Raw genomic sequence first — 14,021 nt, forward strand, 5'->3', positions numbered from 1 at the left:
CATCGGGTTGGAGCAGTAGCCGGATGCCCGGTGCAGGAGACTGAGGGAGTCAGCGTCCGGGTGTCGGCAGTTGGAATGAGCGGTCCCCGCTTGCGGGACTAAGCTGCGGAAGGACAGGGAGGGGAACGTCCCCGATCTGCCTGACCGCTCTGAGGAGCGATTAACGATGTTCGAGAGGTTCACCGACCGCGCGCGGCGGGTTGTCGTCCTGGCTCAGGAAGAAGCCCGGATGCTCAACCACAACTACATCGGCACCGAGCACATCCTCCTGGGCCTGATCCACGAGGGTGAGGGTGTCGCCGCAAAGGCCCTGGAGAGCCTCGGGATCTCGCTCGAGGCGGTCCGCCAGCAGGTGGAGGAGATCATCGGCCAGGGCCAGCAGGCCCCGTCCGGCCACATCCCCTTCACGCCCCGGGCGAAGAAGGTCCTGGAGCTGTCGCTCCGCGAGGCCCTTCAGCTCGGGCACAACTACATCGGTACGGAGCACATCCTGCTCGGCCTCATCCGCGAGGGCGAGGGCGTCGCCGCCCAGGTCCTCGTGAAGCTGGGCGCCGACCTGAACCGGGTGCGGCAGCAGGTCATCCAGTTGCTCTCCGGCTACCAGGGCGGCAAGGAGACCGCCACGGCCGGCGGCCCCGCCGAGGGCACGCCGTCGACGTCCCTGGTGCTCGACCAGTTCGGCCGGAACCTCACGCAGGCCGCCCGCGAGTCCAAGCTCGACCCGGTCATCGGGCGCGAGAAGGAGATCGAGCGGGTCATGCAGGTGCTGTCCCGCCGGACGAAGAACAACCCCGTCCTCATCGGCGAGCCCGGCGTGGGCAAGACCGCCGTCGTCGAGGGCCTGGCGCAGGCCATCGTCAAGGGCGAGGTGCCCGAGACGCTGAAGGACAAGCACCTCTACACCCTGGACCTCGGCGCCCTGGTCGCGGGCTCCCGCTACCGCGGTGACTTCGAGGAGCGCCTGAAGAAGGTGCTCAAGGAGATCCGCACCCGCGGCGACATCATCCTGTTCATCGACGAGCTGCACACCCTGGTGGGCGCGGGGGCCGCCGAGGGCGCGATCGACGCGGCGAGCATCCTCAAGCCGATGCTGGCCCGCGGCGAGCTGCAGACCATCGGCGCCACCACGCTCGACGAGTACCGCAAGCACCTGGAGAAGGACGCGGCCCTGGAGCGCCGCTTCCAGCCGATCCAGGTCGCGGAGCCGTCGCTGCAGCACACCATCGAGATCCTCAAGGGTCTGCGCGACCGGTACGAGGCGCACCACCGGGTGTCCATCACGGACGCCGCGCTGGTCGCCGCGGCCCAGCTCGCCGACCGGTACATCTCCGACCGCTTCCTGCCGGACAAGGCGATCGACCTGATCGACGAGGCGGGCTCGCGGATGCGTATCCGCCGGATGACCGCGCCGCCGGACCTGCGGGAGTTCGACGAGAAGATCGCCGACGTGCGGCGCGAGAAGGAGTCCGCGATCGACTCGCAGGACTTCGAGCTGGCCGCCGGGCTGCGCGACAAGGAGAAGCAGCTCCTGGCGCAGAAGGCGCAGCGGGAGAAGGAGTGGAAGGCCGGCGACATGGACGTCGTCGCCGAGGTGGACGAGGAGCTCATCGCCGAGGTCCTGGCCACCGCCACCGGCATCCCGGTCTTCAAGCTGACCGAGGAGGAGTCCTCGCGGCTGCTGCGCATGGAGGACGAGCTGCACAAGCGCGTCATCGGGCAGGAGGACGCCATCAAGGCGCTCTCCCAGGCCATCCGGCGTACGCGGGCGGGCCTCAAGGACCCGAAGCGCCCCGGCGGTTCGTTCATCTTCGCCGGCCCGTCCGGCGTCGGTAAGACGGAGCTGTCGAAAACGCTGGCGGAGTTCCTCTTCGGTGACGAGGACGCGCTCATCCAGCTCGACATGTCGGAGTTCAGCGAGAAGCACACCGTCTCGCGGCTGTTCGGCTCCCCGCCCGGCTACGTCGGGTACGAGGAGGGCGGTCAGCTCACCGAGAAGGTGCGCCGGAAGCCGTTCTCCGTCGTCCTCTTCGACGAGGTCGAGAAGGCCCACCCGGACATCTTCAACTCGCTGCTGCAGATCCTGGAGGACGGTCGCCTGACCGACTCCCAGGGCCGGGTCGTGGACTTCAAGAACACGATCATCATCATGACGACCAACCTCGGCACCAAGGACATCTCCAAGGGCTTCGGCCTGGGGTTCGCCGCCGGGGGCGACGTCAAGACCGGCTACGAGCGGATGAAGTCCAAGGTCAGCGAGGAGCTCAAGCAGCACTTCCGGCCCGAGTTCCTCAACCGTGTGGACGACATCGTGGTCTTCCACCAGCTCACCAGGGACGACATCATCGAGATCGTCGACCTGCGGCTGGCCGAGCTGGACAACCGGCTCAAGGACCGCGACATGGCCATCGAGCTCTCCACCGAGGCCAAGGACCTGCTGTCCAAGCGGGGCTTCGACCCGGTGCTGGGCGCCCGGCCGCTGCGCCGCGCGATCCAGCGGGAGATCGAGGACGTGCTCTCGGAGAAGATCCTCTTCGGCGAGCTGCGCCCGGGCCACATCGTGGTGGTCGACACCGAGGGCGAGGGTGACGACGCGACGTTCACCTTCCGCGGCGAGGAGAAGTCGGCGCTGCCCGACGCCCCGCCGGTCGACGCCGCCGCAGGCGGCGCGGGCCCGAACCTGAGCAAGGAGGCGTGAGCCCGTAGCGGCTCGGCTTCCGCCGTACGACACAGAGCCGCCCCGGACCACTCGGTCCGGGGCGGCTCTGCGTGTACGTGCGGGGTGCGCCGGGGCAGCGTGGGAGTGGCGCGTACGAGACGTCCCTGGGGTCAGCCCCTGTACGCGGACGTCACCAGCTCCTGCGCGACCTCCAGGCAGGCGAGCCGCTTCTCCTCCGGGTCACCCTTCGCGTCGTCCAGGGCGAACATCCCGGCGTGCATGGTGAAGATCGCGGCGATGCTGCGGGCCTGGTCCCGCAGGTCGGCGTCCTTGTCGCGCAGCATCCCGATGATGTCGGCCATCCGCGCCTTGAAGGTCTCGCCGAGGCTCAGCTCGCGGATGCTCGCCTGGTTCTCCTGCATGAACCGGAAGAGCGTGTCGCCGCCGGCGAGCAGCGCGCTGTAGCGCGCCAGCAGCTCCAGCCGGGTCTCCAGCGTGGCCGGCTGGGACTGCCCCCAGGCGATCAGCTCGTCGACCCGCCCGAAGTGGTCCTCGACCAGGCTGACGAGGATGTCTTCCTTGGTCCTGAAGTGGTAGTACAGCGCGGCCTTGGTGACGTCGAGCCGTTCGGCGATCTCGCGCAGGGAAGTCTTGTCGTAGCCCTTGTCGGCGAAGAGCTCCAGCGCCACGTCCTGAATGCGCTGGCGGGTGTCGCTCCTGGTCGTGCCCATGATCCCTGCTTCCGTCAGATACTTACTTGACGCCCGGCAAGTAGCGGCGTACGTTCACATAGTACCCACTAGCCGGGCGGCAAGTAAGTAGGGAGAGGGGTCATGGCGGACAAGGATCAGGAGGCGGTCCCAGCACCGCCGCGGAACATCAGGGTGATCATGCTCGGCCTGATGATCACCATGATGCTCGCGATGCTGGACAACCTGATCGTCGGCACCGCGATGCCGACGATCGTCGGTGAGCTCGGCGGCCTCAACCACCTCGCCTGGGTGGTCACCGCGTACACCCTGGCCATCGCCGTCTCCACGCCGCTGTGGGGCAAGTTCGGCGACCTCTATGGCCGCAAGGGCATCTTCATGTCCTCGATAGTCCTCTTCCTGATCGGCTCCGCCCTCTCCGGCATGGCCCAGGACATGGGCCAGCTCATCGCCTTCCGCGCGGTCCAGGGCCTGGGCGGCGGCGGTCTCATCGTCGGCGTGATGGCGATCATCGGCGACCTCGTGCCGCCCCGCGAACGCGGCCGGTACCAGGGCATGATGGCCGCCGTCATGGGCATCGCCACCATCGGCGGCCCGCTGGTCGGCGGGACGATCACCGACCACCTCGGCTGGCGCTGGGCCTTCTACATCAACCTGCCGCTCGGCGCCGTCTCCCTCTTCGTCATCTCCGCCGTGCTGCACCTGCCGAAGAAGCGCATCAAGGCGCGCGTGGACTACACCGGCGCCGCCCTGCTCTCGATCGGGCTGACGGCCCTGGTGCTGGTGACCTCCTGGGGCGGTACGGAGTACGACTGGGGCTCGGTGCAGATCATCGGCCTGGCCGTGCTCGGCGTCGCCGCGCTGGCCGCCTTCGGCTGGGCCGAGACCCGCGCGGCCGAGCCGATCATCCCGCTGCGCATCTTCCGCAACGCCAACTTCACACTGATGAACGTCATCGGCTTCATCGTCGGCTTCGTGATGTTCGGCGGCGTGACCTTCCTGCCGCTGTTCCAGCAGAGCGTCCAGGGCGCCTCGGCCACCAACTCCGGCCTGCTGCTCCTGCCGATGATGCTGCCTGTCATGATCGTCTCGCTCTTCGTCGGCCGGGCCACGACCAAGACCGGGCGCTACAGGATCTACCCGATCGTCGGCGGCGCCGCCCTGATCGCCGGGATGTACCTGCTGTCCACGATGGACACCGGCACCTCCCGGCTGACCTCCGGGCTCTACATGGCCGTGATGGGCGCCGGCCTGGGCTTCATGATCCAGATGTCGATGCTCGTCGGGCAGAACAGCCTGGAGATGCGCGACATGGGCTCCGGCAGCTCCACCATCACCCTGACCCGCACCATCGGCGGCTCCTTCGGCGTCGCGCTGATGGGCGCCATCTTCAGCAGCCGGGTCGCCGACACGATGGCCGAGGAAGCAGGTCCCGCGGGCGAGAAGGCGGCGGGCAGCGGCGGGCAGTTGACCCCGGAGCGGATCGAGCAACTGCCGGCGCAGATCAAGGAGGCGTACCTCAACGCCGTCTCGAACGGCACCCACCAGGTCTTCCTCTGGGGCGCGGCGATCGCGGCACTCGCGTTCCTCGCCTCGTGGTTCGTCAAGGAGGTCCCGCTGCGCGGGGCAGGCCCGGCGAAGGATGACGCCGGATCGGCCGGGGACGCCGGTCCGGACTCCGCGCAAGCGGAGGCGGAGGCCCCGGCGAAGGTCTGAGCGGACCCGGGGCCCCGTTGACGGGCCGCGCGCCTCCCGCAGTAGCGGGCCGGGGGCGCGCGGCCCTTCTGTGTGCGTACGGGCCGGAAGGCCGGCGCCGTACGCGGACGGGGCGGCCCGCTGCCGGGCACGAGCCGACGCCGGCGGCGGTGCGCGCGGCGGGCCGGTTGTCGGTGGGGCGTGCCATGCTCGAAGAGTGCTTCGCCCCGATCTGCGCGCTCTCCGCAGCGCCAAGGACGCCATGGACCGCGACTGGGCCGACCCGGCCCTCGACCTGGACGCGGTGGCGAGGCACGCCGGTTACTCCCGGTTCCACTTCATCCGCGCCTTCAAGGCCGCCTACGGCGAGACTCCAGGGCAGTATCTGACGCGCCGCCGCCTGGAGCGCGCCGAGCACCTGCTGCGCACGTGCAACCTCTCCGTCACCGAGGTCTGCCACCTGGTCGGCTTCTCCGCCCTCGGCACGTTCTCCGCCAGCTTCAAGCGGCGTACGGGGCTCTCCCCGACCGCGTACCGCGACGCCCACGTGGGCCGCGGGACCGCGCTCATACCCGGCTGCTTCGCGCTGCTCTGGGCCGGTGGGTTCGACCCGCGGATCCGGGAGCGCAACTCTGAGGAAGCGGGCTGAGGCCGCCCCTGCCTACGGTGGCCGCAGCAGGGAAGTACCACCCCACCAGGGAGAACGCCATGATCACGAACCTGGCCATCACCACCGTCTGGACCACCGACCAGGAGCGCAGCCGCGACTTCTTCGCCGACAAGCTCGGCTTCGAGATCCGCGACGACATCGAGATGGGCGAGGGCATGCGCTGGATCACGGTCGGGGTCCCCGGCCAGCCGGACGTCATGCTGGCCCTCATGCGGACCACGGGACCCGGCCTCGACCCGGAGTCGGCGGAGGCGCTGACGACCCTCGTCAGCAAGGGCGTGCTGGGCGCAGGCGCGTTCCACACGGACGACTGCCGGGCGACGTACGAGAAGCTGCGCGCCCGGGGCGTGGACTTCGTCCAGGAGCCGCAGGAGCGGCCGTACGGGATCGAGGCGATCTTCCGCGACGACAGCGGCAACTGGTACTCGCTGACGCAGCGCCAGGAGGGCGGGCTCGATCACAGCAAGCCCTGGGCCTGACGCGGGGTCGCCTCCGGCGCGGGCCGCGGGTGGCACGCGCCGGCGGGACGGGCCGCCGGCGGTGCGGACTGGCGCACCAGAGGGCCGACGGCCGTCCCGTGGTGCGGGCCGGGCCCCGGCGGCGGCGCCTGCCGGGGCATCCTGGCCGGGTGGCCGGGTGGCCGGGTGGCCGGGTGGCCGGGTGGCCGGGTGGCCGGGTGGCCGGGTGGCCGGGTGGCCCGCTGCCCTTGCGGGCGGCGGGCGTCAGCCCTGCGGCAGCCGGTACAGCCCGTCCGCCAGCGGCTCCACCAGCCCGTCCGACACCAGGCTGTCCAGCGCCCGTGCCCGCTGCACCGGCTCGTGCCACACGGCGTCCAGCCGCTGCTGCGGCACCGGCCCGTCCGCGTCCCGCAGCACGGCCAGCAGCCGACCGCGCACCTGGCGGTCCGTGCCGGCGTACGTCTGCGTACGGCGCGGCGGGCCCGCGTGCGCCGGGTGGCCGGCGAGCCGCCAGGAGCAGAGCGTCGCCACCGGGCAGTTGCCGCACTCGGGCTTGCGGGCCGTGCAGACGAGCGCGCCCAGCTCCATCGTCGCGGCGCCCCAGCGGGCCGCCTCGGCGTCCTCGTCCGGCAGCAGCTCGCGCGCGACGCGGCGCTCCACGGCGGTCGTCGCGCCGGGCGGGAACTCGGTGCCGCCGACCAGCCGGGCGTAGACCCGGCGGACGTTGGTGTCGAGCACGGCGTGCCGCTGCCCGTACGCGAAGGAGGCCACGGCGGCGGCCGTGTACTCGCCGATGCCGGGCAGCGCGAGGAGCTGCGCGTGCCGCTTGGGTACGTCGCCGTTGTGCCGTTCCTTTATCGCGGTGGCGGCGGCGTGCAGCCGCAGCGCGCGGCGCGGGTAGCCGAGCCGGCCCCAGGCGCGGACGGCCTCGCCGGGCGCCTCCGCGGCCAGGTCGGCGGGGCGGGGCCAGCGCTTCAGCCACTGCGTGTAGACGGGGAGCACGCGGCTCACCGGCGTCTGCTGCAGCATGAACTCGCTGACCATGACGCCCCAGGGGCCGGCTTCCGGCCGGCGCCACGGCAGGTCGCGGGCGTGCTCGTGGAACCACTGGAGGACTGGCCCGTGCAGCGCCGCGGGCTCGGGCGCAGACGCGGGCGCGGCGCCGGCGGAGCCGGGCGCGGATGCGGTACTTGCTGTGGTCGCAGTCATGGCACCCCTGATCCTGGCACAGAAAGGGGCGGGGCCCCGGGCAGCGCCGGGGGCCTTGCGTGTTGTGCCGCCGGAAGGCGCGGCGAAGCCGAGGCGGCGGTGCGCGGCGAGGCCGGTGCGGCCGTGCGTGGAGCGGACGACGAGACTCGAACTCGCGACCCCCACCTTGGCAAGGTGGTGCTCTACCAACTGAGCTACGTCCGCGCGCCGATGGGGCGGCAGCCCACTATACCCGCGCCCGAGCGCCGCGGACCGGCCGCGGAGCGGGGGGATCCGGGGCCGCGGGCAGCGCGCGGGGCGGCCGGAACGGCGGGATGCGTACGAGCGGCCGGTGGTGGCAGCCGGATGGGCCCGCGCGGTGGTCCGCCCGTGCGCGGGCTTGAGCGCCCGGCGTTCGCGCGTGCGGGGGAGCGGTGCGCCCCCGCAGAGCCGCGGAGAGGCCCGTACGGCTGTCGCGAGCCCCCGGACCCCCTCGCGCCAGCCGGACCGCTTCGCGCCACCCGGACCACCCGGTCCGGCCGCGCCCCTCACAGCCAGCCGCGCTCCCTCGCCATGCGCACCGCCGCATGGCGGTTCTCCGCGTTGAGCTTCGTCATCGCCGACGACAGGTAGTTCCGCACCGTCCCCGGCGTCAGCGACGCGCGGCGGGCGATGTCCGAGACCGGGGCGCCGTCCGCCGCCAGCTCCAGGACCTCCGCCTCCCGCGGCGTCAGCGGGGAGTCGCCCGCCGCGATGGCGTCCGCCGCCAGCTCCGGGTCGACGTACCGGCCGCCCGCGTGCACCGTGCGGATCACCTCCGCCAGCCGCTGCGCCGTGACCGTCTTGGGTACGAAGCCCCGCACCCCCGCGGACAGCGCCTGCTTCAGCGCGCCCGGGCGGCCGTGGCTGGTGACGATCATCGCCGCGGTGCCGGGTGCCGCCGTACGCAGCGAGGCCGCCACGGCGACGCCGTCGAGCCCCGGCATCTGCAGGTCGAGTACGGCGACGTCCGGCTGGTGGGCGCGGGCCATGGCCAGCGCCTCGTCGCCGCCCGCCGCCTCGGCGACGACGGTCAGGTCGTCCTCCAGCGCCAGCAGCGCGGCCAGCGCGCCGCGGATCAGGTGCTCGTCGTCGGCGAGCAGGACTCGGATCACGACGCCTCCAGATCGATACGCGCGGCCAGCCGGAACCGCCCGCCTGTCCTGCGCTGTGCGCTCAGCCTGCCGCCGACGGCCGCCAGCCGCTCGCGCAGCCCGGTGAGCCCGGCGCCGTCGGCGGGGGTACCGGGTTCGGCGTCGGGGGCGCCGTCGTTGTCCATGACGAGTTCCGCGACGCCGTCCGCGACCCGCAACGACACCGTGCACATACGGGCGTCCGCGTGCCGCAGCACGTTCGTCGTCCCCTCGCGGACCACCCACGCCAGCGCCGACTGCACCCGCTCCGGCACCTCACCGCGCCGGCCCGGAGCTGTCAGGTCCGCGTCGTCCACCTCGCAGTCGACCCCGGCCGCGCGCAGCACCGAGCGGGCGCCGGCCAGCTCGGCGTGCAGGTCGGCGGCGCGGTAGCCCCGTACGACCGCGCGGATCTCGCGCTGCGACTCCTGCGCGACGCGCTGCACCTCCGCCATCTGGTCCGCGGCCTCGGGCCGGCCGCGCTGCGCCAGTTGGACGGCCAGCTCGCTCTTGAGCGCCATGACGGCGAGGTTGCGCCCCAGGACGTCGTGCAGGTCGCGGCCGAAGCGCAGCCGCTCCTCGGCGACGGCCAGCCGGGCCTGCACGCCGCGGGCGGCGTCGAGTTCGTCGACGAGCTTCACGCCCCATGCCGAGGCGCGGTACGTGGCCCCTATGAACGGCGCGCCCAGCGCCGTGGTGATCGCGGTGGTCAGCAGCCAGTCCTCGCGCGGCCCGACCACCGTCGCGGCCAGCAGCGTCGTCGCGCACAGCGCCCCGACGACCACCCCGCCGCGGCGCAGCGGCAGCGCCAGCACCAGGGGCCCGGCGGCGAACATCAGCACCCACACCAGGAACGGCCCCAGCTCCACCGGATCCAGCCGGTCCGCCGCGCGCAGCGCGAGGGCGGCGGCGAGCAGCGCCGAGGCGACCGCGAGGTGCAGGGCGACGAGCCGCCCGGTGGGTCCCGCGGCGCCGAGGAACTCAGCGCTCAGGGAGAGCTTGATCTGCATCGTGAGGTGCCCGAGGAGCAGCACGAGGACGATGGCGAACGGCACCGGGCCCATGTCGTCGCGGGTGTTGTCGAGCCATACACCGATCAGCACGGCCTCGAAGAGCGCGAGGAAGTACATGGTGGAGACCGTGTAGCGGCGCCAGCGCTCGGGACCGCTCATGCGCCGGGCGCGGTGCAGCCAGCGCCGTACGCCGCCGCCCGCGCCCCGCCCACGGTCCTGGTCCGCGTCCTGGACCGGATCCGGGCCGGGGCCCGCGCCCGCGTCCGGCTCGGTCATCTCGTACGTCCCCTCCGCTCCGCATGCTCCGCTTGCTCCGGCGGCCCCGGTCGCCGTGGCCGCACCGGCTGCCGCGCTCGGCGTGATCGCCGCGTACGGCCGTACCGTACGCCCACCACCCCCCGGCGGCCGTACGGCCGCCCGCGCCCCGCTCACCCGCGCGGCTCCCACCGGAACCACCGCCGCACCGCCCACGACCCCGCCGCGATCCACGCCACCGCCACCGCGAGCGCCCCGGCGACCGCGCCGCCGCCCAGGTCCCCGGTCCAGCCGCCGCGCACCAGCTCCACCACCGGCGACAGCGGCAGCCGCTGCGCCACCTCCGCCACCGAGTCCGGCAGCACCTCGAACGGCACGAACAGCCCCGAGCCGAACATCGACACCAGCAGCAGCGGCATGCTCGTCAACTGCGCGCTCTCCGCCGACTTCGTCACCGCCGCGGTCGCCGCGGCCAGCACCGTCAGCATCGCCATCCCCAGAAGCACCCCGAGCACGGCCAGATGCGGCGCCTCGGGCGCAGGCGAGTCCATCGCCAGGCTCACGGTGACGGCCAGCACGAGGCACTGAGCCATCGCCACGCACAGGGCGGGCAGCGCGGCGCCGGCGAGCAGTTCGCGGTCGGTGAGCAGCCCGGTGCGCAGCCGCTTGAGCACGAGTTCCTCGCGGCGGGCGACGTACACGATGACGAGGTTCGCGTACACGACGAAGATCAGCGCGAAGACGACGGCGCTCGGCAGCACGACGGTGGCCGCGGTGAGGCCGGTGTCGGAGAGGTCCATCTCCTCGACCGCCGACCGGGTGGCGAACGCGAAGCCCGCCGGGGTGACCAGGGCGCCGAAGAGGACGAGCTTGCTGCGCCACATCAGCGTCAGCTCGGCCCGGCCGATCGCGGCCAGCCGGGCGAGCGGTCCCGGGACGTCCGCGGTGCGGTCGTCGAGGTGCGCCGGCGGGGTGGCGGCGGTGGTGGCGGTCATCGGGCGTTCCTCTCGTCGATACGGATCACGTCGGCGGTGTGCTTCGCGGACGGGGCGCTCTTGCCGCGCCGCCTGTCGTCCACCGCGGCGCTCGCGATCTTCAGGAACGCCTCCTCCAGCGACGCCGACCTGGCGTCGAGACCTGCCAGTTCCACGCCGTTGTCCTGGGCCCACAGCAGCAGCCCCGTCAGCGTCCGCTGCAGCGCGCTCGTACGCAGCCGTACGCTCGTCCCCGCCAGCTCGTGCCCCGTCACGCCCAGCGCGGGCAGCGGCGGCAGGTCGCCCGGCAGCCAGCCGGCGGGCAGCCGGAACGAGACGGTCGCCGGGTGTGCGCCGACGATCTCCTCTACGGTGCCGGCCGCGGCGATCCGCCCGCCCGCCATGATCGCGAGCCGGTCCGCCAGTTCCTCGGCCTCCTCCAGGTAGTGCGTGGTGAGCAGCACCGTCGTCCCGCCGGCGCGCAGTTCGCGCACGAGCTCCCACGTGGCGTGCCGCCCCTCGGCGTCGAGGCCGGTGGTCGGTTCGTCGAGGAACAGCACCTCGGGCCGGCCGAGGAGCGCGAGCGCCAGGTCGAGCCGGCGCTTCTCGCCGCCGGAGAGCTGCGCCACCCGGACGTCCCGGCGGCCGGCGAGCCCGACCAGCTCCAGCGCCTCCGCGGCGGGCCGCGGCCGCGCGGTGCAGCCGGCCCACATCCGTACCGTCTCCGCGACCGTGAGCTGCGAGGGCAGCCCGCCCTCCTGGAGCATCACGCCGGTGTACGGGCGCACCCGACCGCGCTCGCGGTACGGGTCGCGCCCCAGCACCCGCACCTTGCCCCCGCTGGGCTCCGCCAGCCCCTCCAGCAGCTCCACGGTGGAGGTCTTGCCGGCGCCGTTGGTGCCCAGCAGGGCGAACAACTCGCCCCGGCGGACGGCGAAGTCGACGCCGCGCACCGCCTCGAAGTCTCCGTACGTGCGCCGCAGCCCCGTGGCGCTGATCACGTTCTCCTGTGCACTGACCATGTCTTCAGACTTCCGCCGCCACGGGCGAAGGAGCAGTGCACGCTGTCATCGGACGCGATGACAGATGTCATGCCGGCCGGCTTCCCGGAAGACTTCCGCGCACACGAAAAGAGCCCCGGCCGAAGCCGGGGCTCTCACTGAGCGGACGACGAGATTCGAACTCGCGACCCTCACCTTGGCAAGGTGATGCTCTACCAACTGAGCCACGTCCGCATGCATCCGAACGGCTCTCACCGTCCGGCGCGTGCTCCACTCTACCCCACGACTAACAGGGGTTATGTGGCGGAGCGGGTGACAGGAATCGCACACTGCGCCTCCCTCTTGGAAAGAGGGCGCTCTACTACTGAGCTACACCCGCGTGGCCTCGGGGGGTCTCCCCTTGGCGCGTGTCCAGACTCTATCCGATCCCGGGGGGCAGATGGCAAGCCGGGCCGGTGCACGGGCGTCAAGACCGCCCCGGGAAGGGCCGGATGAGGGATCCGCCGGACGGCGGACGCGGGAGCCGTCGGACGGATCGGAAGAGCCCGAAGGGAGGTCCGGAAAGGTCCGTAAGAGGGCCCGCGGTGCCGGCGGGCGGGCCGGAGGGCGCTCGCTCGGCGCTCAGTGGGCGGCTTCGAACGCCTCGTAGACTTTCTTCGGGATACGGCCCCTGGCCGGCACCTCCATGCCCTGCGACCCGGCCCAGGCGCGCACGGTGGCGGGGTTGGGCGCGATGTCGGTGCGGGTGAACGCCCGCCCCGACGCGGCCTGCTTCCGCCCGGCCCGCAGGAAGGGCGCCAGCGTGCTGCGCAGTTTCTTGGCGTTCGAGGCATTGAGATCGATCTCGTACGACTTCCCGTCGAGTCCGAAGTTGACCGTCTCGGTCGCTTCTCCGCCGTCGATGTCGTCGAAGAGGCTGACCACTACGCGCTGCGCCACGAAACCGGTCCTTCCGTCGGTCGCGCCTGCCGCTTTCCTCGCCTGCCGCGCGACCTGCGCGGAAGACCGGGGCTGCGGGAGCGCCGGCTCATTTGATCAGTGCTTTCTCTTTGTATCGCGACGGATTCTGTTGCGGAAGTCGAGCAATTGGGTCCGCGTGTCACGTCGCAATGCGGACCCTACTTTTATTGGGCCCTTTACCCAAGTGGATATCACGGGCGATGCGGAACCGTAACCGGCCCGACTCATATCTACCCGGGTAGATTTGTCCGCAAGGTACGCTGTCGTCACCGCTTCTTCACAACCCTTCCCGGGAGTAGCCAGTGGCCCGCGTCGTAGTCGACGTCATGCTCAAGCCGGAGATCCTCGACCCCCAGGGGCAGGCGGTGCAGCGCGCGCTGCCGCGCCTCGGCTTCGCCGGGATCGCCGATGTCCGCCAGGGCAAGCGCTTCGAGCTCGAAGTGGAGGGACCGGTCGACGACGCCGCCCTCGCGCAGATCAACACGATGGCCGAGACGTTCCTTGCGAACACCGTGATCGAGGACTTCACCGTACGTGTCGAGGAAGTCGCGCACGGGGGAGAGGCGAAGTGACCGCTCGTATCGGCGTCGTCACCTTTCCGGGATCTCTCGACGACCGCGACGCGCTGCGGGCGGTTCGGCTGGCGGGCGCCGAGCCGGTCTCGCTCTGGCACCGGGACAAGGATCTGCGGCAGGTCGACGCGGTCGTGCTCCCCGGCGGTTTCAGTTACGGCGACTATCTGCGGGCCGGCGCCATTTCGCGCTTTGCGCCCGTGATGGATACGGTAGTCGAGCAGGCCAGGTCCGGTATGCCGGTCCTCGGCATCTGCAACGGCTTCCAGGTGCTGACGGAAACTCATCTGCTGCCCGGTGCGATGTTGCGCAACAACCACCTGCACTTCATCTGCAGGGACCAGAAGCTACGGGTGGAGAACGCCGGCACCGCCTGGACCGCCGACTACGCCGCGGGCCAGGACATCCACATTCCGTTGAAGAACATCGACGGCCGTTACACCGCGGACGAACGTACGCTCGACGAGCTGGAGGCCACCGGCCGCGTCGTCTTCCGCTATCTGGACGGCAACCCCAACGGCTCGCTGCGCGACATCGCCGGCATCGCCAACGAGGCGGGCAACGTCGTCGGCCTCATGCCCCACCCCGAGCACGCCGTCGAGCCCCTGGTCGGCACCGGCCGCACCGACGGCCTCGGCTTCTTCACCTCGATCCTCAAGAGGCTGGTCCACGCATGACGCGCACCCCGCTGGATACC

At 71.9% G+C, this 14,021-nt stretch carries 13 protein-coding genes and 3 tRNA genes; 6 read left to right on the forward strand and 10 right to left on the reverse strand.

The genetic code is table 11. From position 1 onward, the window contains the following. Nucleotides 1-166: 166 nt before the first annotated feature. Nucleotides 167-2,695, forward strand: coding sequence for an ATP-dependent Clp protease ATP-binding subunit (locus ACFYVJ_RS12060; RefSeq protein WP_018839279.1), 2,529 nt, complete (start codon nt 167-169; stop codon nt 2,693-2,695). Nucleotides 2,696-2,826: 131 nt separating this feature from the next. On the opposite strand, the gene ACFYVJ_RS12065 is transcribed toward ACFYVJ_RS12060, so the two are convergent. Beyond that, nucleotides 2,827-3,387 (reverse strand): TetR/AcrR family transcriptional regulator, encoded by a 561-nt coding sequence (locus ACFYVJ_RS12065; RefSeq protein WP_388889492.1) that lies wholly within the window; start codon nt 3,385-3,387, stop codon nt 2,827-2,829. Nucleotides 3,388-3,489: 102 nt separating this feature from the next. Between ACFYVJ_RS12065 and ACFYVJ_RS12070 the strand changes: the two genes are divergently transcribed. The 3 genes from ACFYVJ_RS12070 (at nt 3,490) to ACFYVJ_RS12080 (ending at nt 6,210) form a co-directional block, all read left to right on the forward strand. Beyond that, nucleotides 3,490-5,082, forward strand: coding sequence for an MDR family MFS transporter (locus ACFYVJ_RS12070; protein ID WP_388889494.1), 1,593 nt, complete (start codon nt 3,490-3,492; stop codon nt 5,080-5,082). A gap of 196 nt (nt 5,083-5,278) precedes the next feature. Continuing rightward, on the forward strand, nt 5,279-5,710 hold the full coding sequence (locus ACFYVJ_RS12075; protein WP_324841951.1) for a helix-turn-helix transcriptional regulator: 432 nt from the start codon (nt 5,279-5,281) through the stop codon (nt 5,708-5,710). Nucleotides 5,711-5,769: 59 nt separating this feature from the next. Continuing rightward, nucleotides 5,770-6,210, forward strand: coding sequence for a VOC family protein (locus tag ACFYVJ_RS12080; protein ID WP_326797414.1), 441 nt, complete (start codon nt 5,770-5,772; stop codon nt 6,208-6,210). A 243-nt stretch (nt 6,211-6,453) separates the two neighbouring features. Here the strand turns inward: ACFYVJ_RS12080 and ACFYVJ_RS12085 are convergent, their stop codons facing one another. From ACFYVJ_RS12085 to ACFYVJ_RS12125, 9 genes are all read right to left on the reverse strand, one after another. Beyond that, the gene (locus ACFYVJ_RS12085; protein WP_388889497.1) at nt 6,454-7,398 is read right to left on the reverse strand and encodes an A/G-specific adenine glycosylase; all 945 of its coding nucleotides are present in this window, start codon (nt 7,396-7,398) and stop codon (nt 6,454-6,456) included. Between the two features lie 128 nt (nt 7,399-7,526). Next, a tRNA-Gly gene (locus ACFYVJ_RS12090) sits at nt 7,527-7,602 on the reverse strand. A 323-nt stretch (nt 7,603-7,925) separates the two neighbouring features. Then, nucleotides 7,926-8,531: a response regulator gene (locus tag ACFYVJ_RS12095; protein ID WP_388889500.1), complete on the reverse strand. Its 606-nt coding sequence runs from the start codon at nt 8,529-8,531 to the stop codon at nt 7,926-7,928. Beyond that, a complete protein-coding gene (locus tag ACFYVJ_RS12100; protein WP_388889503.1) occupies nt 8,528-9,838 on the reverse strand; it encodes a sensor histidine kinase in 1,311 nt (436 codons plus the stop codon). Before ACFYVJ_RS12100 ends, ACFYVJ_RS12095 begins: the two co-directional genes overlap by 4 nt. Nucleotides 9,839-9,990: 152 nt before the next feature. Beyond that, nucleotides 9,991-10,812, reverse strand: a complete 822-nt coding sequence (locus ACFYVJ_RS12105) for an ABC transporter permease (protein ID WP_388889505.1) — start codon at nt 10,810-10,812, stop codon at nt 9,991-9,993. After that, nucleotides 10,809-11,813, reverse strand: coding sequence for an ABC transporter ATP-binding protein (locus tag ACFYVJ_RS12110; protein WP_388889508.1), 1,005 nt, complete (start codon nt 11,811-11,813; stop codon nt 10,809-10,811). Before ACFYVJ_RS12110 ends, ACFYVJ_RS12105 begins: the two co-directional genes overlap by 4 nt. 140 nt (nt 11,814-11,953) lie before the next feature. Then, nucleotides 11,954-12,026 (reverse strand) — tRNA-Gly (locus tag ACFYVJ_RS12115). Between the two features lie 73 nt (nt 12,027-12,099). Then, nucleotides 12,100-12,171 (reverse strand) — tRNA-Gly (locus tag ACFYVJ_RS12120). A gap of 242 nt (nt 12,172-12,413) precedes the next feature. Then, nucleotides 12,414-12,731: an Lsr2 family protein gene (locus ACFYVJ_RS12125; protein ID WP_027745315.1), complete on the reverse strand. Its 318-nt coding sequence runs from the start codon at nt 12,729-12,731 to the stop codon at nt 12,414-12,416. A gap of 323 nt (nt 12,732-13,054) precedes the next feature. Between ACFYVJ_RS12125 and purS the strand changes: the two genes are divergently transcribed. After that, complete coding sequence (gene purS / locus ACFYVJ_RS12130; RefSeq protein WP_047017143.1) at nt 13,055-13,324, forward strand: phosphoribosylformylglycinamidine synthase subunit PurS; 270 nt, start codon at nt 13,055-13,057, stop codon at nt 13,322-13,324. After that, nucleotides 13,321-14,001, forward strand: a complete 681-nt coding sequence (gene purQ / locus ACFYVJ_RS12135; protein ID WP_388889513.1) for a phosphoribosylformylglycinamidine synthase subunit PurQ — start codon at nt 13,321-13,323, stop codon at nt 13,999-14,001. Before purS ends, purQ begins: the two co-directional genes overlap by 4 nt. Nucleotides 14,002-14,021 lie beyond the last annotated feature (20 nt).

The sequence above is a fragment of the Streptomyces sp. NPDC004134 genome (assembly GCF_042874195.1).
Taxonomy (GTDB): domain Bacteria; phylum Actinomycetota; class Actinomycetes; order Streptomycetales; family Streptomycetaceae; genus Streptomyces.